21 protein-coding genes are annotated in these 21,368 nt (G+C 61.0%); 11 read left to right on the top strand and 10 right to left on the bottom strand.

Features of this window, described 5'->3' with window-relative positions; all coding sequences use genetic code 11:
- Positions 1 to 87 precede the first annotated feature (87 nt).
- Both CKW11_RS21070 and CKW11_RS21075 read right to left on the bottom strand, forming a co-directional pair.
- The gene (locus CKW11_RS21070; RefSeq protein ID WP_095139258.1) at positions 88 to 921 is read right to left on the bottom strand and encodes an aldo/keto reductase; all 834 of its coding nucleotides are present in this window, start codon (positions 919 to 921) and stop codon (positions 88 to 90) included.
- A complete protein-coding gene (locus CKW11_RS21075) occupies positions 905 to 2,644 on the bottom strand; it encodes an FAD-dependent oxidoreductase (protein ID WP_095139259.1) in 1,740 nt (579 codons plus the stop codon). The genes CKW11_RS21070 and CKW11_RS21075 overlap by 17 nt, the downstream gene beginning before the upstream one ends.
- Before the next feature lie 176 nt (positions 2,645 to 2,820).
- Here CKW11_RS21075 and CKW11_RS21080 point away from each other — a divergent pair, with 176 nt between their 5' ends.
- The 4 genes from CKW11_RS21080 (at position 2,821) to CKW11_RS21095 (ending at position 6,639) form a co-directional block, all read left to right on the top strand.
- The gene (locus CKW11_RS21080; protein WP_095139260.1) at positions 2,821 to 3,597 is read left to right on the top strand and encodes an IclR family transcriptional regulator; all 777 of its coding nucleotides are present in this window, start codon (positions 2,821 to 2,823) and stop codon (positions 3,595 to 3,597) included.
- 219 nt (positions 3,598 to 3,816) lie between these two features.
- Entirely contained in the window at positions 3,817 to 4,878 is a 1,062-nt protein-coding gene (locus tag CKW11_RS21085) for a Gfo/Idh/MocA family protein (RefSeq protein WP_095139261.1), read from the top strand.
- A 2-nt stretch (positions 4,879 to 4,880) separates the two neighbouring features.
- A complete protein-coding gene (locus CKW11_RS21090) occupies positions 4,881 to 5,696 on the top strand; it encodes a sugar phosphate isomerase/epimerase (protein ID WP_095139262.1) in 816 nt (271 codons plus the stop codon).
- 64 nt (positions 5,697 to 5,760) lie between these two features.
- Positions 5,761 to 6,639, top strand: coding sequence for a DMT family transporter (locus CKW11_RS21095; RefSeq protein WP_095139263.1), 879 nt, complete (start codon positions 5,761 to 5,763; stop codon positions 6,637 to 6,639).
- A gap of 128 nt (positions 6,640 to 6,767) precedes the next feature.
- Here the strand turns inward: CKW11_RS21095 and CKW11_RS21100 are convergent, their stop codons facing one another.
- Complete coding sequence (locus tag CKW11_RS21100) at positions 6,768 to 8,105, bottom strand: MFS transporter (RefSeq protein WP_095139264.1); 1,338 nt, start codon at positions 8,103 to 8,105, stop codon at positions 6,768 to 6,770.
- A gap of 343 nt (positions 8,106 to 8,448) precedes the next feature.
- Between CKW11_RS21100 and quiC the strand changes: the two genes are divergently transcribed.
- Both quiC and CKW11_RS21115 read left to right on the top strand, forming a co-directional pair.
- Positions 8,449 to 10,350, top strand: a complete 1,902-nt coding sequence (quiC, locus tag CKW11_RS21110) for a 3-dehydroshikimate dehydratase QuiC (protein WP_095139266.1) — start codon at positions 8,449 to 8,451, stop codon at positions 10,348 to 10,350.
- 102 nt (positions 10,351 to 10,452) lie between these two features.
- Positions 10,453 to 11,130, top strand: coding sequence for a TetR family transcriptional regulator (locus CKW11_RS21115; RefSeq protein ID WP_095139267.1), 678 nt, complete (start codon positions 10,453 to 10,455; stop codon positions 11,128 to 11,130).
- A gap of 114 nt (positions 11,131 to 11,244) precedes the next feature.
- Here the strand turns inward: CKW11_RS21115 and CKW11_RS21120 are convergent, their stop codons facing one another.
- Both CKW11_RS21120 and aroQ read right to left on the bottom strand, forming a co-directional pair.
- On the bottom strand, positions 11,245 to 12,099 hold the full coding sequence (locus CKW11_RS21120) for a shikimate dehydrogenase (RefSeq protein ID WP_095139268.1): 855 nt from the start codon (positions 12,097 to 12,099) through the stop codon (positions 11,245 to 11,247).
- Positions 12,096 to 12,545 carry a type II 3-dehydroquinate dehydratase gene (gene aroQ / locus CKW11_RS21125; protein ID WP_025108744.1) on the bottom strand — a complete coding sequence of 150 codons (450 nt, stop codon included), beginning with the start codon at positions 12,543 to 12,545 and terminating at the stop codon, positions 12,096 to 12,098. The genes CKW11_RS21120 and aroQ overlap by 4 nt, the downstream gene beginning before the upstream one ends.
- 331 nt (positions 12,546 to 12,876) lie before the next feature.
- Between aroQ and CKW11_RS21130 the strand changes: the two genes are divergently transcribed.
- Together CKW11_RS21130 and CKW11_RS21135 are read left to right on the top strand one after the other, a co-directional pair.
- Entirely contained in the window at positions 12,877 to 13,305 is a 429-nt protein-coding gene (locus CKW11_RS21130) for a DUF4160 domain-containing protein (RefSeq protein WP_095139269.1), read from the top strand.
- Positions 13,302 to 13,748, top strand: coding sequence for a DUF2442 domain-containing protein (locus CKW11_RS21135; RefSeq protein WP_095139270.1), 447 nt, complete (start codon positions 13,302 to 13,304; stop codon positions 13,746 to 13,748). The genes CKW11_RS21130 and CKW11_RS21135 overlap by 4 nt, the downstream gene beginning before the upstream one ends.
- A 55-nt stretch (positions 13,749 to 13,803) precedes the next feature.
- On the opposite strand, the gene trmA is transcribed toward CKW11_RS21135, so the two are convergent.
- Both trmA and CKW11_RS21145 read right to left on the bottom strand, forming a co-directional pair.
- The gene (gene trmA / locus CKW11_RS21140; RefSeq protein ID WP_095139271.1) at positions 13,804 to 14,883 is read right to left on the bottom strand and encodes a tRNA (uridine(54)-C5)-methyltransferase TrmA; all 1,080 of its coding nucleotides are present in this window, start codon (positions 14,881 to 14,883) and stop codon (positions 13,804 to 13,806) included.
- On the bottom strand, positions 14,880 to 16,175 hold the full coding sequence (locus CKW11_RS21145) for an NCS2 family permease (protein WP_007963748.1): 1,296 nt from the start codon (positions 16,173 to 16,175) through the stop codon (positions 14,880 to 14,882). Before CKW11_RS21145 ends, trmA begins: the two co-directional genes overlap by 4 nt.
- A gap of 224 nt (positions 16,176 to 16,399) precedes the next feature.
- On the opposite strand from CKW11_RS21145, the gene CKW11_RS21150 reads away from it, so the two are divergent.
- Together CKW11_RS21150 and CKW11_RS21155 are read left to right on the top strand one after the other, a co-directional pair.
- Positions 16,400 to 16,849: a DUF4879 domain-containing protein gene (locus CKW11_RS21150; RefSeq protein WP_095139272.1), complete on the top strand. Its 450-nt coding sequence runs from the start codon at positions 16,400 to 16,402 to the stop codon at positions 16,847 to 16,849.
- Between the two features lie 67 nt (positions 16,850 to 16,916).
- Positions 16,917 to 17,468, top strand: a complete 552-nt coding sequence (locus CKW11_RS21155; RefSeq protein ID WP_095139315.1) for a DJ-1 family glyoxalase III — start codon at positions 16,917 to 16,919, stop codon at positions 17,466 to 17,468.
- A gap of 5 nt (positions 17,469 to 17,473) precedes the next feature.
- Here the strand turns inward: CKW11_RS21155 and CKW11_RS21160 are convergent, their stop codons facing one another.
- From CKW11_RS21160 to CKW11_RS21170, 3 genes are all read right to left on the bottom strand, one after another.
- The gene (locus CKW11_RS21160; RefSeq protein WP_027612848.1) at positions 17,474 to 17,761 is read right to left on the bottom strand and encodes a HigA family addiction module antitoxin; all 288 of its coding nucleotides are present in this window, start codon (positions 17,759 to 17,761) and stop codon (positions 17,474 to 17,476) included.
- Positions 17,762 to 17,775: 14 nt separating this feature from the next.
- Positions 17,776 to 18,054: a type II toxin-antitoxin system RelE/ParE family toxin gene (locus CKW11_RS21165; protein WP_027612847.1), complete on the bottom strand. Its 279-nt coding sequence runs from the start codon at positions 18,052 to 18,054 to the stop codon at positions 17,776 to 17,778.
- 100 nt (positions 18,055 to 18,154) lie between these two features.
- On the bottom strand, positions 18,155 to 19,393 hold the full coding sequence (locus tag CKW11_RS21170; RefSeq protein ID WP_007963751.1) for an MFS transporter: 1,239 nt from the start codon (positions 19,391 to 19,393) through the stop codon (positions 18,155 to 18,157).
- Between the two features lie 529 nt (positions 19,394 to 19,922).
- Between CKW11_RS21170 and CKW11_RS21175 the strand changes: the two genes are divergently transcribed.
- Positions 19,923 to 21,368, top strand: coding sequence for a cytochrome ubiquinol oxidase subunit I (locus tag CKW11_RS21175; RefSeq protein WP_095139273.1), 1,446 nt, complete (start codon positions 19,923 to 19,925; stop codon positions 21,366 to 21,368).

Genomic DNA, 21,368 nt, shown 5'->3' on the forward strand with positions numbered 1-21,368 from the left:
CTCGGGTGACGAGGGCGGGCCTGTTATTGACGAGCGTGTGGGCGACTAATTCAATCCGTTGACGGATTTCTCCTTTCGCACTGTGTGTCAGCGATCAAAGGCATCCCACACCGGGGCGAAATCCGGGCTGACCTGACGCTGATTCTTCGGCAGGGCGGCGATCAGTGCGCGGTCTTCAGCGTCCAGCTCAACCTGCAGCGAAGCCAGATTCGCCAGTTGATTGGCCCGGCTGCTGGCCTTGGGAATCGCCGCGACGTTGGGCTGATCCAGCAGCCATTTCAACGCCACCTGAGTCGGTAGCACACGGTGTTTTTTCGCGATCTGCTGAATCTGCGCAATGTCCGAGACCTTGTTGCGCGCCAGCGGTGTGTAGGCGGTCAGCGCCAGGTCGTGTTGGCGCGTGTAGTCGAGCAGGGCGTTCTGGCCGAGGAGGACGTGGTACTCGACCTGAATGGCTGACAGCGCAATTCCATATTCCTCGACAACTGTGCGCAGCAGCGGCAGAGGAAAATTCGCCACACCGATGTTGCGCGCCAGACCCTGTTCCTTGAACGAGGCCAACGTGTCGAGAGTGCGCGGCAGATCCCAATCGGTACTCGGCCAGTGGATCATGAACAGGTCGACGTACTCGCTGCGCAAAGCCTTGAGGCTTCGTTCCATCGAGTGGCGCATGGCGTCGGGTTGCAACTGGTCCCACCAGACCTTGGTGGTGACATGAATCTGCTCGCGGGGTGTCGGTGTGTTCGCCAATGCTTGTCCGACCGCGTCTTCGTTGTTGTAGGCCGCTGCCGTGTCGATGTGCCGGTAGCCGAGTTCCAGTGCCTGCTCGACGGCACGGGTGCATTCGTCGCCGAGCATCGGCCAGGTGCCGAGGCCGAGTTTCGGCATGTTCAAACCCTGGGCGTTAACGATGTGCTGCATGGTCGATCTCCTGTTCGAAAGCAGTGATGTCGGCGATATGCCGGGCGGCGATGTAGCCGAAAGTCAGCGCCGGGCCGAGGTTGATTCCGCCCGCCGGATAGTGCCCGCCCATGATGCTGGCCATGTCACCGCCGGCGGCGTAGAGCCCGGCGATGGGCTGGGCATGGGCATCGAGCACTTGCGCCTGCGGGTTGACCTTGAGCCCGGCAAAGGTGCCGAAGCAGCCCGGTTGGACTTTCACGGCATAGAACGGGCCGGCCTCTATTGGGGCAACGCAAGGGTTGGGAAGGTTCGCCGGATCGCCCTGTTTGCGGTTGTAGGACGTGGAACCGCGACCGAACAACGGATCGTCGCCAAGGCGAGCCTGCAGGTTGTAGTGATCCACCGTGCGGCGTAATCCGCCGGGATCGATGCCGCAGGCGCTGGCCAATTCTTCAAGGGTGTTGCCGGTTTTCAGATAGCCGCTGCGGATAAACCCTGACACCGGAACGGGAAATGGCCGCGACATGCCCAGGCCATATCGCCGTTGAAAGGCGCGGCTGCAGATCAGCCACGAGGCGACTTCTTCGCCTTCAGGCGTGGCGGCGATCATGGCGCTGACGTAGTCGTAGTAACCGTTGGCCTCGTTGACGAAGCGCTGGCCGTTGCGCAGTACGCCGATGATTCCCGGTTTGCCGCGTTCGATGATGTGCGGGAAATGGCCGATGCTGCCGTCGGCATGTGGCACTTGCGAGACCGGCGCCCAGGCCACGGGCGACGCCATGTCGGTGTTGACCGTGGCGCCGACGCTTTCGCCGAGGCGCAGGCCATCGCCGTTCACCGCCAGCGGCGGCAGCACCCAGTGTTCATGACCCGTGGGCGTGCGCGGAAACAAGGCCTTGCGCCGCTCGACGTCGTTGGCGAATCCGCCGGCGGCCAGCACCACGGCTTTGCGTGCATGAATGCGGATCGGGCCTTTGGCGCTGCTGACCATTGCGCCGCAAACCCCTGCTTCATCGTGCAGCAGTTCGGTCACGGGTGCCGACTCCCAAAGCAAGACGCCAAGGTCCTCGGCGGACTTCGCCAGCCTTGCGACCAGCGCCACTCCGTTGACCAATTGCATGGCCCGGCCGTGTAGCGCGAGATCCAGCAGATGTCGGGTAAAGCGACGGGTTACGTGCCACGCGGCTTTCAATGATCGGCTGAGATTGAGGAACGCCGAAAGGTCGGCGCCGGCCATGATCGGCATGCCCATGAAGGACGTTTCGCGCATCGTTGTACGCAGGCGCCTGAGCAGGCGTCCGACTTTTCGTCCGTCGTAAGGCGCCGCGATGACCGAGCGACCGCCCGTGCCCGCGCCGGGCGTATCGCCATGAATGTCGGCAATAGCGTTGCCGTCGGCAAATTGCAGAGCAGTGTGCTGTTCGAAAAACGCCACCATGTGCGGCCCGGCAGTGAGGAAAGCGTCGACCATTGCCGGGTCGTAATGCTCGCCGAGTTCATGGCGCAGGTACGTGCGCGGTTGCTCGACGTCTTCGACGATGCCGGCGCGCCGAGCCAGCGGATTGCACGGCACCCATGCCCAGCCGCCGGACCACGCAGTAGCACCACCGAACACCGGATCTTTTTCAACCACGATGACCTTCAGTCCGTGCCACGCGGCAGTGATCGCGGTGGATAAACCGGCGGCACCGGAGCCGACGACCAAAACGTCACAGTCGATTTCGGGAAGTTCGGCAGACATCAGGCAAAGCTCCGCAGCTGGGTTTTATTGGAATCAGGTTCCAGAAATTAACCAATGATGTGCAGTTGCAACAAGGCATGGTTCAGTAAAGTGGGCGGTTATCGCACAACCAGTTCCGGATTTCGCTTTGTCTCGGATGTCTTCTAGAATCGGCAAAATTTCACTTGGACCTTCCCATGGCCGGCAGTCAGATCGAACGGGTTTTCAGCGTGCTGGAAAGCCTCACCAGTGCGCCGCGCGGGCTGCCGATGCAGACCTTGGCCGAGCAACTGGACATCCCGAAAAGTGCCACGCACCGGATGCTCGCGGAGCTGATTCGCCTGGGCTACGTGCGGCAGAATGCCGACACTTTGCGCTATCACCTGTCGACCAAACTGGTGGCGATGGGGTTTCAGTACCTGTCGAGCAGCGGTGCCGACATCGTGCAACCGGTGCTGGATCGACTGGCTCAGGAAACCGGCGAACTGGTGCGCCTGGGGGTGATCGATGGCGAGCGCCAGACCTGGATCGCCAAGGCGCAGGGCGCACGCACGGGCCTGCGTTATGACCCGGACATGGGCCGCGACGCGCCGTTGTTCTACACCGCTTCCGGGCACGCCTGGCTGGCCTGCATGAGCGACGCCGAAGCGTTGTCGCTGGTTGAACGCCAGGGCGCGGAAGTGCCGGTGGGCGTCGGGCCGAATGCGCCGCGCTCCAATATCGAACTGCTGGAGCGCTTACGGCTGGCGCGGGAGCAGGGTTATGCCTGTGTCGAGGAAAGCTCGGCGGTGGGCACCTCGGCGATTGCCGCGGTGGTAAAGCATCCCGTTGACGGGCGGGTAATCGGTGTACTGAGCATTGCCGGGCCAAGCGCACGGATGCCCGGCGCGCGGCTGCACGAATTGGCGCCTTTGCTGATGACGTTTGCCGAGGAATTGTCGGCGGCAAGTCTTGCGTCCGAATTGTTCGTCTGACCGATCCCTTGTAGGAGCTGCCGAAGGCTGCGATCTTTTGATCTTGAAAATCAAAGTCAAAAGATCGCAGCCTGCGGCAGCTCCTACAGGTTGAGCGTCAAGTACAAAGTTGTGCGGTGTCCGCACGGTTTTCCCACCACTGGGTGTTGGATTGTGGAACGTGGTTCTAAATTGTTGCTGGAGTGACATTTCCAACAACAATCAAAAGAGGATCGCCCCTTGACTTCGCCCCTTCGTATCGCCCTGATCGGCGCTGGCAACATGGGCCAGCAGCATTACCAGCACCTGCGAACCCTCGATGAAGCCCGGTTGTGCGCAGTGGCCGATCCCGGCCCGCAGGCTCCCGCGCTGGCGGCGCAGTGGGGCGTGGCGCATTTCGCCGATCACCGGCAGATGCTGGAGCAGGTGAGGCCAGATGCGGTGATCGTGGCCAATCCGAATAATCAGCACGTCAGCACGGCGCTGGATTGCCTCGCCGCCAGGGTTCCGGTGTTGCTGGAGAAACCGCTCGGCGTGCACCTGGATGAGGTGCGTGAGCTGGTGGCGGCAGTCAAACGCAGTGGTGTGCCGGTGCTGGTCGGCCATCATCGGCGGCACAATCCGTTGATCGTGCGTGCCCACGAGTTGTTGCTCAGCGGCGCGCTCGGGCGGCTGACCACGGTTACTGCACTGTTCCAGTTACGCAAACCCGACCGATATTTCGAGGTCCCGTGGCGCCGTGAACCGGGCGCGGGCCTGTTGCTGACCAATCTGATTCACGACCTCGATCTGCTGCGTCACCTGTGCGGTGAAGTGCAGTCGGTGCAGGCCGTCGCCGACAACGCGGTGCGTGGGTTTGCCAACGAAGACAGCGTCGCTGTGTTACTGCAATTTGCCGACGGTGCACTGGGCACGCTGAGCGGTTCCGATGCGGTTGCCGCGCCGTGGAGCTGGGAGCTGAACTCCGGGGAGAACCCGGTCTATCCGCGTCAGGACGATCAGCCGTGTTATCTGCTGGCGGGAACCGCCGGGGCGCTGAGCATTCCGCAACTCAAGCGCTGGCATTACGCTGCCGATCAAGTGGATGCCGGCTGGCACGAACCGCTGATCGCGCAGCAAGAACAGTGTGAGGCCGGGGACGCATTGCGGTTGCAGCTGCAGCATTTTGTGCAGGTCGCGCGGCGTGAGGTCGAACCCTTGGTCAGTGCCGCCGATGCCGCGCGAACCCTGGCGCTGGTCGAGGCGATTCGCGAGGCGGCGGCCAGCGGTCGTGCCTGTTCCCCGGCAGCGGTCGAGGCTTGAGCATGAACGAACGAATTCTGTCTCTGGCCAGTCTCACCGTACTCGAGTTGTCACCGCCGCACATGGTCGAGGTGGCGGCGCGTGCCGGTTACAGCCATGTCGGCCTGCGCCTGGAGCCGGCGACGCCGGAGGAATATCACTTTCCATTGGTGGCCGATGGCGGATTACGGCGTCAGACGTTGGCGCGTTTGCGCGACACTGGCATCGCTGTGCTCGATGTGGAAATCCTGCGTCTGAAACCGCACACCGTGGTTGCCGATTTCGAGAAGCTGCTGGCCGTCGGCGCGGAGTTTGGCGCCAGTGAATTACTGGTCGCCGGCAATGATCCTGACGAGCAACGGCTCACCGACAACTTTGCCGCGCTATGTGATCTGGCGGCGCCTTACGGTTTGCATCCGCATCTGGAGTTCATGCCCTGGACCGATGCGCGCAACCTCGAACAGGCGTTGCGCATCGTTGCCAATGCCGACCGGGAAAACGCCGCGGTGCTGGTCGATGCCTTTCATTTCGATCGCTCCGGTTCACGGCTGGAGGATCTGGCCCACGTCGCGCCTGCGCGCCTGCGTTATGCGCAATTGTGTGATGTGGCGGGACCGCGACCGGCGGACATGGCCGAGATCTTGCGTCAGGCTCGCAACGAACGGCGGTTTCCCGGCGAGGGCGATTGCGACCTGCACGGTTTGTTGCGCAGTCTGCCAGCTAATATTCCACTGAGCCTGGAGATCCCCACGGTAAAACTGCTGGAGCAGGGCGTAAGCGGATTGCAGCGAGCGCAGATGGCGCTCGACAGGACGCGGGAATTGTTGGCGCAGTTGTAAGTCAGTTTTTGTGGCGGGACGCCAGCGTCGCCGCCACTGTTTATTTTTTCTTCAGAGATATCCAATGACCGTCAGCACCCCGCTCTCCGGTGTCAACCAACCCTTCAAGGGGATCTTGCTGATTGTCGTGGCGACTTTCCTGTTTTCCAGCCACGACGCGCTGTCGAAATACCTTTCGGGCTTCTACCCGATCGTCATGGTGGTGTGGGCGCGGTATCTGGTGCACACCTTGCTGATGGCGGGGATTTTCCTGCCGCAATCAGGGCTGCGTGTGCTGCGCACCAAACGGCCGTCATGGCAGTTGGCGCGGGCGCTGTGCCTGCTCGGCACCAGTCTGTTTTTCACCACCGCGCTGTTATACATCCCGCTGGCCGAGGCCACGGCGGTCAACTTTCTCGCGCCGGTGCTGGTGACGGCGCTGTCGGTGCCGTTGCTCAAGGAACGGGTGACGCGCGGGCAGTGGATTGCGGTGATCTGTGGATTCATCGGCGTGCTGATCATCGTTCACCCGGGCGGTGAATTGTTCACCCCGGCGGTGCTGCTGCCGTTCTGCTCGGCGTTGTTTTTCTGCTTCTATCAACTGCTGACGCGCAAGCTCAGTGAGGTCGACAGTCCGACCACCAGCAATTTTTTCGCCGGTCTGTGCAACACGCTGGTGATGAGTGCGCTGGTGCCGTTCTTCTGGCAAGTGCCGACCTGGTCACACGCCGTGTTGATGCTGGCGCTGGGCAGCTGCGGGATGACCGCGCACCTGTTTCTGACCCAGGCGTTCCGCCACGCAGCACCAGCGTTGCTGGCGCCATTCGGCTACTGCCAGATCGTGTTTGCCGGGCTGTTGGGGTGGGTGGTGTTCAATCACACGCCGAGTCTGTTGACGGTGATCGGCATTGCGGTGATCTGTTGCAGCGGCCTGGCGGCGGCGTGGCAGCAAAGCCGCAGATGATAGAGATAAATAACCCTGTGGGAGCGGGCTTGCTCGCGAAGGCGGTGTTTCAGTCGACAGCTTCAGTGACTGACTGGACGCTTTCGCGAGCAAGCCTGCTCCCACAGGGGGGAGGGGGTGCAGGCCGGTTATTCGGTGACGTCTGGAATCTTGCGCGGGGCCATGAAGTACATCCAGGTCAGCGCCAGGAAGTACATCGCCGGAATCAGCGTGAACAGCACCGTGTAGTTGTTATTGGTGACGGTCAGGATGTGGCCGACGATCTGGGTCATGAACATCCCGCCGATCGCGGCGCACATACCGCCGAAGCCGAACACAGTACTCATCATGTGCTTGGGCGTGTAGTCCATCACCAGGCTCCAGATGTTCGCGGTCCAGGCCTGATGCGCGCCGATCGCCAGGGAGATCGCCGCGACAGCGACCCACAGATTGCTTGAGCCGGCGGCCATGATCACGCCGATGATGCAGCAGGCGAACAGGAACATCGACAGCAGCCGCGCCTTGATCGGGTTCATGCCGCGACCGATCAGGAACGAAGACAGAATGCCGCCGCCGACACTGCCGAAGTCGGCCGTCACGTAGATGATGATCAGCGGAATACCCATCTGGGTGACGTTGATGCCCAGGTTGTATTGCTGATTGAGAAACGGCGGCAGCCAATACAGGTAGAACCAGAACACCGGCGCGGTCAGCGAATAGGCGAGGGCGAACGCCCAGGTGCCGCGCATGCGCAGGATGCGTGAAAACGGTACGCGGGCCTGTTCCGGTTCGACTTCCTGCTGGATGTAGTCGAGTTCGGATTTTTTCACCCGTGGATGGTCTTCCGGGTTGAAGTATTTCAGGCCCCAGAACAGCAGCCAGATCCCGCCCAGTGCGGACATGCACAGGAACGCCGCCTGCCAGCCCCACACGTGGAGAATCAGCGGCAGCAGCATCGGCGTGAACATGGCGCCGACGTTGGTCCCGGCGTTGAAGATGCCGGTGGCCACTGCGCGTTCACCGGCGGGGAACCACAGGCGCGTGGTTTTCACGCAGGCCGGGTAGTTGGCCGCTTCGGTCAGGCCGAGGATGAACCGGCAGACCATGAAGCCGACGGCCGACGTCGCCAGACCGTGAGCGCCGGTGGCCAGGCTCCAGAGCAGCACTGCGCAGAAGAACACGCGCTTGACGCCGACGCGGTCGATCAAGCGTCCCTGCAGGACGAAACCGATCGCATAGCCGACCTGAAACCAGAAGTTGATGTTGGCGTAATCCATCGCCGTCCAGCTCATTTCCTTGGCGAGGATCGGCTGCATGACGCCGAGGGCTGCGCGGTCGATGTAGTTCAGGGTCGTGGCGAAAAACACCAGCGCCAGCATGCCCCAACGGGTCTTGCCGACAGCCATGGCGCCGCGGATCTTGTCGCCGATGCCACCCGTGGCAGTGCTCATGGCCGGGGCCATGCGGGAAGTCTGTGAAGGAATCATTGTTCCACCCGTTTTTGAATTTGTTATGTGGTGTTGTTTGCACGCACTGCGACCGAAGGTTCATTTCCGGACTCAATGTGACGTCGATGGTGGGCAGTGGACGAAAAATCGTCAATTCGCCGAAACGCCATAGTGTTCGATAATCGCACGCAAAACTAACCGGCTGGTACACTTTAAATTGCTGCTGAAGACGATGCAGCCAATAATTTCCTCACGATAAAAAACGTACCTCTGTAGGAGCTGCCGAAGGCTGCGATCTTTGTTTGTGAAGATCAAAAGATCGCAGCCTTCGGCAGCTCCTACAGGGACGCGTGACAAGACGATCCCCATCGGGAGTAGAAACATGCAGCGTTCCATTGCCACCGTTTCCCTGAGCGGCACCCTGCCGGAAAAGCTTGAAGCCATTGCCGCCGCCGGGTTCGACGGCGTCGAGATCTTCGAGAACGATCTTCTGTATTACGACGGCAGTCCGCGGGAAATCAGGCAGATGTGCGCTGACCTGGGGATCGCCATCACCCTGTTCCAGCCGTTCCGCGATTTTGAAGGCTGCCGCCGAGATCGGCTGGCGCGCAATCTGGAGCGGGCCGAGCGCAAGTTCGACCTGATGCAGGAGCTGGGCACCGATCTGGTGCTGGTCTGCAGCAACGCTTCGGCGGACAGCGTCGGCGACCGGCAGATTCTCGTCGATGACCTGCGGCTGCTGGCCGAACGTGCCGGCGCTCGCGGGTTGCGTATCGGCTATGAAGCGCTGGCCTGGGGCCGTCACGTCAATACTTATCAACAGGTCTGGGACATCGTGCGCCAGGCCGATCACCCGGCGCTCGGCGTGCTGCTCGACAGCTTTCACACCTTGTCGTTGAAAGGCGATCCAAGCGCGATTGCCGACATTCCCGGCGACAAGATCTTCTTTGTGCAAATGGCCGACGCGCCGATACTCGCCATGGACGTCTTGGAGTGGAGCCGGCATTTCCGCTGTTTCCCGGGGCAGGGCGAATTCGATCTGCCGGGGTTCCTCGCGCCGATCATCCAGAGCGGTTACACCGGGCCGTTGTCGCTGGAGATCTTCAACGATGGTTTCCGCGCCGCGCCGCCACGGGCGAATGCCGCCGATGGTCTGCGTTCGCTGCTGTATCTGGAAGAGAAAACCCGTCAGCGTCTGGAACAGCAAACAACGCCGGTGGCCAGCCGCGACATCCTCTTCGAAACGCCGCAGGCCAGCGAGTACAACGGCATCGAGTTTCTTGAGTTCGCCGTCGACGAAAGCCTCGGCGCCAAACTGAGCAACTGGCTGGAACGCTTGGGTTTCGTCAAGGCCGGACAGCATCGCTCCAAGAGTGTGAGTCTGTTGCGCCAGGGCGATATCAACCTGATCCTCAACGCCGAACCGTATTCGTTCGGCCACAGTTTTTTCGAGGCCCACGGCCCGTCGCTGTGCGCCACCGCCGTGCGGGTCAAGGACAGCGCCAGCGCCCTGGCCCGTGCCGTTGCCTACAAGGGCCAGCCCTATCGCGGCCTGGTCGGCCCCAACGAACTGGAACTGGCCGCGGTGCGTGCGCCGGACGGCAGCCTGATTTATCTGGTGGATGAGGCGGCGGACGTCTATGGCACCGATTTCAATCTGCTGCCGAACGCACAGGCCCGTGGTGGCCTCAAGCGCATCGATCACATGGCCATGGCGTTGCCGGCCGACAGCCTCGACAGTTGGGTGCTGTTCTACAAGAGCCTGCTGGATTTCGAGGCCGACGATGAAGTGGTGTTGCCTGATCCTTACGGTCTGGTGAAAAGCCGGGCGCTGAGAAGTCGCGACAGTTCGATCCGCCTGCCGCTGAATATCTCGGAGAACCGCAACACCGCGATTTCTCACGCGCTGTCGAGTTATCGCGGTTCCGGTGTGCATCACATCGCCTTCGATTGTGAGGACATCTTCGCCGAAGTCAGCCGCGCCAAAGAAGCTGGGGTGCCGCTGCTGGATATCCCGCTCAACTATTACGACGACCTCGCTGCGCGCTTCGATTTCGATGACGAATTCCTCAGCGAGCTGGCGTACTACAACGTGCTCTACGATCGTGACGCGCAGGGCGGTGAGCTGTTCCACGTGTACACCGAGCCGTTCGAGGGACGCTTTTTCTTCGAGATCATCCAGCGTAAAAACGGCTATGCCGGTTATGGTGCAGCGAACGTCGCGGTACGTCTGGCGGCGATGGCCAAATCACGCAGCGGTGCCGTGCGTCAGGCCAAGTTGTAGGAATTTCGTAAACGCGGGATTAAACACGAGCCGCGTGGCTTCCTTCACTGTGCAGCGCGGCCCATAATCGCCAACCTGTGCAGTGATGGCCGTGAGCCCGCAATGACAATGACTTCAGAACTCCCCGCCGCTCCCGTCGCATCTGGCATCGAGCCGCGCAAGAGTCGCAAGAACAACCCGGAAAAGACCCGCGAGAATATCCTGCAGGAGGCGATCGTCGAGTTCGTCCAGCAGGGTTTGTCGGGTGCTCGCGTCGATGCGATCGCCGAGCGTATCCATACCTCCAAACGCATGATCTATTACTACTTCGGCAGTAAGGAACAGCTGTACGTCGAAGTGCTGGAGAAGCTTTACGGCGACATCCGCACCACCGAAAACCGCCTGCACCTTGCCGAGCTGCCGCCGATGGTGGCGATCCGTCGACTGGTGGAGTTCACCTTTGATCACCACGACCGCAACGTCGATTTCGTGCGCATTGTCTGTATCGAAAATATCCACAACGCCGAGTTCGTGAAGCGTTCGGACACGATCAAGGCGATGAACAATACGATCCTCGATTCACTGGGCGAGATTTTGCGTCGCGGTGCCGAGGAGGGTGTGTTCCGCGCCGGGCTGGACGCGCTGGATGTGCACTTGCTGATCAGCTCGTTCTGTTTCTACCGCGTCTCGAATCGCCATACGTTCGGTGAGATTTTTCAGATCGACCTGCCGGATGAAAGCATCAAGCAGCGTCATCGCGAGATGATCTGCGAATCGGTGTTGCGCTACTTGCAGCCGTGACACCTACCCATTGTGGGAGCGGGCTTGCTCGCGAAGGCGGCGTGTCAGCCTATACATCTGGCGCCTGACAGCGCTTTCGCGAGCAAGCCCGCTCCCACAGGTTCCTTTTGAGCTTCAGCCATTCATGCTTTGAAAATGCGCGAGCATGCGCTGCGCATCCGGCACCACGCCGCTGAACAATTCAAACGCCTTCACCGCTTGAAACACTGCCATGTTGCCGCCGTCCAGCGTGCGGCAACCGAGGGCGCGGGCGTTGCGCAGCAGTTCGGTTTCCAGCGGGAAGTAAACGATCTCTGCGACCCACAATTCCTTGCGCAGCAGTTCCACTGGCACCGGCATGCCCGGCAGTTTGGCCATGCCCATCGGCGTGGTGTTCACCAGACCATCGGCCTGGTTCAGCGAGCCCGGCAGATCGCGCCCGGCGACCGCTCGGCCTGAGCCGAAATGCTGGTTGAGGTTGTTCGCCAGACTCTCGGCGCGCTCGCGGTCGACATCGAAAATACTCAGCTGCTGTACGCCTTCGCTCAACAACGCGTGGGCCACTGCCGCTCCCGCACCGCCGGCCCCCATTTGGACTACTCGCTCACGGGCGACATCCTGCAAGCCGCGACGAAAACCTTCGGCAAAACCCAGGCAATCGGTGTTGTGGCCGACGCGCTTGCCGTCCTTGAGCACCACGGTGTTGACCGCGCCGATGCCTCGGGCTTCCGGCGACAGCTCATCGAGCAGCGGGATGATAGCCTGCTTGCACGGGAAAGTGATGTTCAGGCCGGTGTAGTTCATCCGCTCGGCCGCCTGCAGCAAGTCGGGCAGGGCGTTGCTGTCCAGATGCAACTGATCGAGGTCGATCAGCCGATACAGGTAACGCAGGCCTTGGGCATCGCCTTCGTGTTCATGCAGTGCCGGCGTGCGCGAGGCCTGAATGCCGGCGCCGATCAGGCCAGCCAGTATTACCGGTTTACGGGTCATGCTGCGCGCCCCTTCAGTCGCTGACTGAAATGTTCCAGGGCCAGGCGATAGCCATGACTGCCGAAGCCGCACATCACTGCCGTGGCGATGGCCGAGACGAACGAGTGATGGCGGAACGGCTCACGCGCATGCACGTTGGACAGGTGCACTTCGATCACCGGCAATTCACTGGCCACCAGCGCGTCGCGGATCGCCACCGAGGTGTGCGTCCACGCCGCCGGGTTGATCACGATCCCGGCGCAACGACCGCGTGCCGCGTGAATCCAGTCGAGCAATTCGCCTTCGTGATTGGTCTGGCGAAACTCCACGGCCAGGCCGAATTCTTCGGCGGCGCGGCCGCACAGAGCAGAAATATCAGCCAAGGTTTCGTGACCGTAGGTTGCCGGTTCACGGGTGCCGAGCAGGTTCAGGTTCGGGCCGTTGAGCACCAGAACGATAGGGGGCATGGGGGCAAACTCCACTTATTGTTTTTGGCTTGGGCCGAGGGTTTCAGCCTGTGGAGGTAAAATGTACCAGATGGTTACCATGGTCAATTGAACTGTCTGGACCTTTGGCTTTTATGTTCGGTGATCGCACACAAGCCATTTTCATTTCAGATTTATTCGAATTGTATCGACAGCTTTGCTTACGTTTTTTCTCGAAGATTCAACGCCTCCTCACCCATGCCGACGCTAGCCTCAAAGTTGGTGAAAACCATCGGGTGCTGTGCAGCACCGGCGGTCGGATTTGAAAGGAAAATCGAATCCTGAAACTTATGAACCTAACGGATGGGTTAGCATGAAAGTATGTAAATACAAGGGATTGTCGATAAGCATCATGTTGCGAGATGAGCATTGCCCACCCCACGCACATGTTGACGCGGGCGCCTGGAATGCCCGATTCCAGTTCAGCTTCTGGCACAACGACATTGATCTGTGGGACGTCGTGCCGCTTTCTCGCCGACCGCCGCTGGCGGTGCTGGAAGGATTGTGTCGATCACTGGGGCAACCTGCTCATTTGCGTCGCGCACGAGGGGTCTGGTGGTCAGGTTTGCAAACAGTCTGTCTCGACAATCAGGTGTGGGACTGCGAGTCCAATGAAGTACCTGTTATGAAAACGGTTACTGCTACGACATACAGGATCAGTTCGGCGCGCTATGAGCCAGAAGCAGACAAAACCCTTCTGACATTACTCGGCAAACTGGAAGGAGTTGAAATCGATTTATGAAAGTCATCAAGGCAAAGCCGTCCGTACATCGTCCACTGACGGAAGAAATGCTCGATGCCGCGATAAAACGTGGCGAAGCGCGCCAAGCTAGCAGCTTGCAGGCTGTTTCTGTGACCTTTGAAAGCCCGTCTCTGGTCATTCGTTTTGAAGACGGCAGCGGTGTGTTGCTACCGGTGAGCCAGTACTCGGAGTTCGACGGGTTTGATTCAGACGATTATGCGAACCTGACAGTCGGTTTTGCAGGCACCGCGCTTTGCCACAAGGGCAAAGACCTCGACGTTTCCATCTCCGGAATGATTTCGGCGAGCCCGTCTCTCATGAGGATGGCGGCCTCGGTGGTTGCGTCGCGCAACGGTCGTCAAAGCAGTGCGGCAAAATCCGAAGCCGCACGAGCGAATGGCAAGAAGGGCGGGCGTCCACGTAAAACCGACACCGCACAGTAAGCAGGAACAAAAAAGCCGTCATCAACGACGGCTTTTTTGTATTCGGCATTCGCCATCAACGCCGGGTCAGCAACACCCCGGACTCCATGTGATGCGTCCACGGGAACTGGTCGAACATCGCGCAGCGGGTGATGCGGTGCGTGTCGTGCAGTTGGGCGATGTTGGCCGCGAGGGTTTCCGGGTTGCAGGAGATGTACAGGATATTGTCGAAGCGCCGCGTCAGCTCGCAGGTGTCCGGGTCCATGCCGGCGCGCGGCGGGTCGACGAATACGCTACCGAACTCGTAGCTCTTCAGGTCGATGCCTTGCAGGCGACGGAACGGGCGCACTTCGTTAAGCGCTTCGGTCAGCTCTTCGGCGGACAGACGCACCAGCGTGACGTTATCCACAGCGTTTTCGCTGAGGTTGCTCAGTGCGGCGTTGACCGAGGTCTTGCTGATCTCGGTGGCCAGCACTTTGCGCACGCGGGTGGCGAGCGGCAGGGTGAAGTTGCCGTTGCCGCAGTACAGCTCCAGCAGGTCGTCAGTGCGATCACCCAATGCTTCATATGCCCAGTTGAGCATTTTCTGGTTCACCGTGCCGTTGGGCTGGGTGAACGCGCCTTCCGGCTGACGGTAGCTGAAGGTGCGACCGCCGACGTCGAGTTTCTCCACCACGTAATCGTGGCCGATGACTTCGCGCTTGCCCTTGGAACGTCCGATGACGCTGACGTTGAGATCAGCCGCCAACTTCGACGCGGCCGCATGCCAGTGCTCGTCCAGCGGACGGTGATAGCACAGGGTGATCATCGCATCGCCGGCCAGGGTGGTGAGAAATTCCACCTGGAACAGCTTGTGGCTCAGCGCCGAGCTGGCCTGCCATGCCGCCTTGAGCTGCGGCATCAACTGGTTGATGCGCAGGCTGGCAATCGGAAACTCTTCGATCAGGATCGGCGTGCGTTTGTCGTCCTGGGAGAACATCGCGTAGTGCCGCTCACCGGCCTCGCGCCACAGGCGAAATTCCGCGCGCAGGCGGAAGTTCTGCAGCGGCGAGTCGAACACGGTCGGCTCTGGTGCATCGAACGGGGCCAGCAGGTCACGCAAACGCGTGACCTTGTCTTCGAGCTGAGTGGCGTAGGCCTGGGAATCAAAAGTCATGCGTTGAACCAACCCAACTTGATCACGAACAGAATCGACAGGATCACCAGCGCCGGGTTCAGCTCACGGGCGCGGCCCGACAGCAGCTTGATCACGGTCCAGGAGATGAAACCGAAAGCGATGCCGTTGGCGATCGAGTAAGTGAACGGCATCGCCAGCGCGGTGACCACGACCGGTGCGGCAACGGTGATGTCTTCCCAGTCTATTTCCGCCAGGCCCGACGTCATCAGCACGGCGACGAACAGCAGCGCCGGAGCGGTGGCGAACGCCGGGACGCTGGCCGCCAGTGGCGAGAAGAACAGCGCCAGCAGGAACAGGATCGCCACGACGATCGCCGTCAGACCGGTACGGCCGCCAGCGCTCACGCCGGCCGCGGATTCGATGTAGCTGGTGGTGGTCGAAGTACCCAGCAGCGAGCCGGCCATCGCCGCGGTGCTGTCGGCGATCAGTGCCCGACCCATTTTCGGCATGTGGCCGTCCTTGCCCATCAGGCCGGCGCGCTTGGCGACGCCGATCAGGGTGCCGGAGTTGTCGAACAAGTCGACGAACAGGAAGGCGAAGATCACGCTGACCAGACCGATGTCCAGCGCGCCCTTGATGTCCAGTTGCATGAAGGTCGGGGCCAGCGACGGTGGCATCGAGGTCACGCCGCCGAACGGGGTGAAGCCCATGGCGATGGAAATGATGGTCACTGCCAGAATGCCGATCAGCACTGCGCCGCGCACTTTCAGCGCTTCGAGGGCGACGATCAGGGCGAAGCCGAGGGTGGCGAGAATCGGCGCCGGGGCTTTCAGGTCACCGAGGCCGACCATGGTCGCCGGGTTGCTGACCACGATGCCCGCGTTGTGCAGGGCGATCAGCGCCAGGAACAGGCCGATACCGGCGGCAATCGCCGAGCGCAGCGGCAGCGGGATGCTGTTGATGATCCATTCGCGGATGCGGAAGATCGACAGCAGGAAGAAGCACACCGCCGAGATGAACACCGCGCCCAGCGCCACTTGCCAGGTGTGGCCCATGTGCAAGACCACGGTGTAAGTGAAGAAGGCGTTCAGGCCCATGCCCGGGGCGAGGGCAATCGGGTAGTTGGCGATCAGGCCCATGATGGTCGAGCCGATGGCGGCTGCCAGACAGGTGGCGACGAACACCGCGCCCTTGTCCATGCCGGTCTCGCCGAGAATGCTCGGGTTGACGAACAGAATGTAGGCCATGGCCAGGAAGGTCGTGACGCCCGCCAGAATCTCGGTACGCACGTTGGTGTTGTGTGCCTTGAGTTGAAACAGCCTTTCCAGCATGTCTGCTCCCCGTGGCGCGCGCGGCGCCGTGAATGTATCGACCTCAACAGCAAAGCACAGACCGTCGCAAGCGCCTGGGAATTTGTGGTGGGCCGGAAAAAGCCGCGCATCATACCAGCAGCGTGAGGAATATGGCGGTTGTTGGTGCCGAACGTCGTCGAAGTTTTGCCACAAGGCCAACTGCGCCATACTGCGCGCTGAATTTTTCGGGGAAACGCGATCACATGGGCAAGCGCTGGATGAAGGCTTTCTGGGGAATGGCAGGGCTGATGGCCGGGTCGACGGCGGCGCTGGCAGCCTCCGCACCACCGTTGACGCAGGTGAAAGTGATCAAGGTTCAGTCGCCCGCCTGCGGGCTGGAAGACATCGGTGACGGACAGACCCAGACTCAATGCAATCACGCCGGGCCTAGCATCAAGGTGTACGTACTGGAAGTCGGCTATGGGCAGAACCAGCCGCACGCCACGCTGGACGGCTTTGAAGTCAACGGCACCCGGGCGCCGGTGTGCGCTTTTGATAACGGCAATCTGACTGAGTGCAAGCCCGGCAGCAACACCGTCGGCTCGCTGTATACCTTCGATCTGGCGGGCAAGCAGGAAGGCACCTTCACCTTCAGTAACACCTCGATCAACGCGCCACGCAACACGATGTCGACCCAGCTTTACATCAAGTAACGGCTGTCACCGAACGGGGCAGGGCAAAGCTGACTACGCTTGAAAGATCACTTAGCGGATGGCGCCCATGACCTTTAGAGCCCTGATTACCCTCGCCGAGGGCATCGATGATCTGCAAAGCGTGACCCTGGTCGATGTGCTGCGCCGCGCCGGCGTCGAAGTCGTGGCGGCCAGCATCGAAGGCCGGCGCATGCTGACCTGCGCCCGCGGCACACGCCTGACGGCGGACGGCATGTTGATTGATGTGCTGGCGCAGACCTTCGATCTGATTGTCCTGCCCGGTGGTGCCATCGGCGCCCAGCACCTCGCGGCGCATCAGCCGTTGCAACAATTGCTCAAGGACCAGGCCAGCGCCGGTCGCCTGTTCGCCGCCATCGCCGAAGCCCCAGCCATCGCCCTGCAAGCCTCCGGCGTATTACGCCAACGGCGCATGACCTGCCTGCCGAGTGCCAGCCATCAACTGTCAGGCTGTACGTTTGTTGATCAACCGGTGGTGGTCGACGGCAACTGCATCACCGCCCAAGGCTCCGGTGGCGCACTGGCGTTTGCCCTGACGCTGGTGGAGCAGCTTGGTGGCAAGGCGTTGCGGGCGAAAGTGGCGGGGGAGATGTTGGTGTGATGGCTTCAGGCGTGGGCAGCGATAGGCGTAATGGCTGGTTGCTCCCGATGCTCTGCTTGCCACAGATCGTAATCGGTTTGAACGCCTAGCCACACACGCGCCTTGCCAATGCCTGCTCGCTCCAGCCGTACTGCCAGATCCGGGCTGATCGGTGCATGGCCGTGCAATACGCGGGAAAGGTGAGGGCGGGCGAAGCCCAGATGTCTGGCCAATTCACTCACACTGATGCCTAACTCTGGCAAGACATCCGTGAGCAGGGTTTCACCGGGGTGCGGCGGGTTGTGCATGGTCATGAGCCTGCCTCCTGTCAGTGGTAGTCCAGATAATCGACCAATTCGATGTCCGAACCGACAAAACGAAAGATAACCCGCCAGTTGCCTGAAACACTGAGCGACCAATATTCGGACAGTTCACCCTTCAGTGGATGCAGGCGCCAACCCGGCAGATCAAGATCTGCGGGAAGTGCTGCGCGATCCATGAACTGCAGCATACGCGCCAGACGTTTTGCGTGATCGGCGCGAATTCCGCGGGTCGAACCTGTTTCATAGAAGCCACGAAGGCCTTTGTGCTGAAAGGATTTGATCATGGCGGCGAGTGTAAGGCGATACGTTACACTCTGTGCGGTATCTATGTACCGCACCTTTTCAATCAATTTGTGCCTGGCCTGTTGATTTCACTGATGTGACCTAGACCTTCGCCTCTTCCACCGGCACATGCATCCGGTCGCGGTTGGCCAGGGTCGGGAACAGTTTGATCCAGGTCCCGGTGACCACCAGCGTGCCGATTCCGCCCATCACCACCGCCGGGACGGTGCCGAACCAGTGCGCGGTGAGGCCGGATTCGAATTCGCCCAACTGGTTCGAGGCGCCGATGAACAGGCCGTTCACCGCGCTGACCCGGCCACGCATTTCGTCCGGGGTTTCCAGTTGCACGAAGGACGCGCGGATCACCATGCTGATCATGTCCGCCGCGCCGAGCACCACCAGCACCGCCAGCGAGAACCAGAACGAGGTCGACAGGCCGAAGGCGATGGTTGCCACGCCGAATACGCCGACCGCCGTGAACATCACCCGGCCAACATTGCGCTCGACGGCAAATCGCGCGAGGAACAGCGACATCCCCAGTGCGCCGACCGCCGGTGCCGAACGCAGTAGGCCCAGGCCCCACGGCCCGGTGAGCAGGATGTCCTTGGCGAACACCGGCAGCAACGCGGTGGCGCCACCGAGCAACACCGCGAACAGATCCAGCGAGATCGCTCCGAGAATGTCCGGCCGGCTGCGAATGAAGCGGATGCCTGCCAGCAACGAGTCCAGCGTGGCTTTGCCTTTGTTCAGCGGCGTTTGTCGGGCGGGCAGGTTGAGCATCAAGGTGCAGGCGATGACGTAGAGCAGGACCGTCGGGCCATAGACCCAGACGCTGCCGAACGCGTAAAGCAAGCCACCGAGGGCCGGGGCGACAATGGTGGCTGACTGTTGAGCCGATTGCGCTGCAGCGACCGCCCGTGGAAACAGGGCGCTGGGCACGATGCTCGGCAGCAGCGCCTGGGTCGTTGGCATTTCGAAGGAGCGCGCCGCGCCGAGCAGGAAGGCGAGGATAAAGATCATTTCCCGGGTGACGTGGTCGGTCGCACTGCCGATGGCCAGCGCCAGGGCGATCAACGCCTGCAACGACTGACAGATCGCGGCGACACGGCGCCGGTCATAACGGTCGGCGACATGCCCGGTGTGCAGCATGAACAGCACCCGTGGCGCGAACTCGACCAGCCCGACCAGGCCCAGATCGAGCACGTTGCCGGTCAACTGGTACAGATTCCAGCCGATCGCCACCGTGAGCATCTGAAAGCCGCTGGCGGTGAAGATCCGGGCGAACCAGAACGCGAGAAACGGACGATGGTGACGTAACAGCAGGGGCTCTTGGCTGGGCATCTGAAGGCAGGTCTGGCTCGAAGGGGAACGGCGAGATTATCACCAGTCTGTAACAGGAAGTTGCTATGACAGAAAATTTAGTTAGCCAGACATCTATCGCTCCCCGGCACACCTCATCCCAATGTGGTGAGGGGATTTATCCCCGATCGGCTGCGCAGCAGTCGTAAAAAATTGACGACGCTACGAAACATATGGGGCTGCTTCGCCGCCCATCGGGGATGAATCCCCTCACAACAGGACGTGCAGCGCGGGGAGCGTGTTTCAGAGCATTGCCCAGGCAATGAGGCAACTTGTCACGCGGCAAACGACCACGCCGTTCTTCGTCGGAAATGGGACTACTCTTTTAACGTTGCTTGATCCAGATCAAGACCCTCCCGGGCCATGCTCTGGTGGCCCGTTGGCCAGACTCCCTGCGTTGCGATGGCTGTTAAAAAAGAACGAATCAGAATTCGCCGCACTCCATATCCGTGGGGGCAGTAGGCAGGGGCCACAAGCCCCGATGCCGGTATTACCTGACAGAGGAAGACTTATGTTCGGTTTAGAGGCACTCGATCTCGCCCGAATTCAGTTCGCGTTCACCATCTCGTTCCACATCCTGTTCCCGGCCATCACCATTGGTCTGGCGAGTTACCTGGCGGTGCTTGAAGGGTTGTGGTTGAAAACCCATAACGACACTTACCGGGATCTTTACCACTTCTGGTCGAAGATCTTTGCCGTCAACTTCGGCATGGGTGTGGTCTCCGGCCTGGTCATGGCCTACCAGTTCGGCACCAACTGGAGCCGTTTCTCGGACTTCGCCGGTTCCGTCACCGGGCCGTTGCTGACCTACGAGGTGCTCACGGCATTCTTCCTCGAAGCCGGTTTCCTCGGAGTGATGCTGTTCGGCTGGAACAAGGTCGGACGCAAACTGCACTTCTTCTCTACGGTGATGGTGGCGATCGGCACGCTGATCTCGACATTCTGGATTCTCGCTTCAAACAGCTGGATGCAGACGCCGCAAGGCTTCGAGATCGTCAACGGTCAAGTGATCCCGACCGACTGGCTGGCGATCATCTTCAACCCGTCGTTCCCGTATCGCCTGATGCACATGGCGACCGCTGCGTTCGTCGCCACGGCCTTCTTCGTCGGTTCGTCGGCGGCCTGGCACCTGCTGCGCGGCAGGGACAACCCGGCGATTCGCACCATGTTGTCGATGGCGATGTGGATGGCGCTGATCGTGGCGCCGATCCAGGCGGTCATTGGCGACTTCCATGGCCTCAATACGCTTGAGCACCAGCCAGCGAAAATCGCTGCGATCGAAGGTCACTGGGAAAACAAAGGCAACGAAGCGACGCCGTTGATCCTGTTCGGCTGGCCGGACATGAAGGAAGAGAAAACCAAGTTCGCCGTGGAGATCCCGTACCTCGGCAGCCTGATCCTGACCCACTCGCTGGACAAGCAAGTGCCGGCGCTCAAGGAGTTCCCGCCTGAAGACCGGCCGAACTCGACCATCGTGTTCTGGTCGTTCCGGATCATGGTCGGTCTCGGCTTCCTGATGATCTTCACCGGTCTGTGGAGCCTGTGGCTGCGCAAGCGCGATTCGCTCTACACCTCGCGGCCGTTCCTGTATCTGGCGTTGTGGATGGGGCCGTCCGGCCTGATCGCGATCCTCGCTGGCTGGTTCACCACTGAAATCGGTCGGCAGCCGTGGGTGGTCTACGGGCTGATGCGCACGGCGGACGCTTCGTCCAATCACAGCTTCATGCAGATGAGCATCACCCTGATCATGTTCGTCGTGGTGTATTTCGCGCTGTTCGGTGCGGGCCTTGGTTACATGATGCGCCTGGTGCGTAAAGGGCCGAAGATCAGCGAGGGCACAGAAACGCCAGACGGCGGTCCAGGCAAGAAACGCACACCGGCCCGTCCGTTGTCCGCTGCCGACGATTCGGCCGATGCCGATCACAGCGACGACGTTCGCCTGACCAAGGAGATTTGA

Source organism: Pseudomonas sp. Irchel s3a10, from assembly GCF_900187525.1.
In the GTDB taxonomy this organism is placed as follows: domain Bacteria; phylum Pseudomonadota; class Gammaproteobacteria; order Pseudomonadales; family Pseudomonadaceae; genus Aquipseudomonas; species Aquipseudomonas koreensis_G.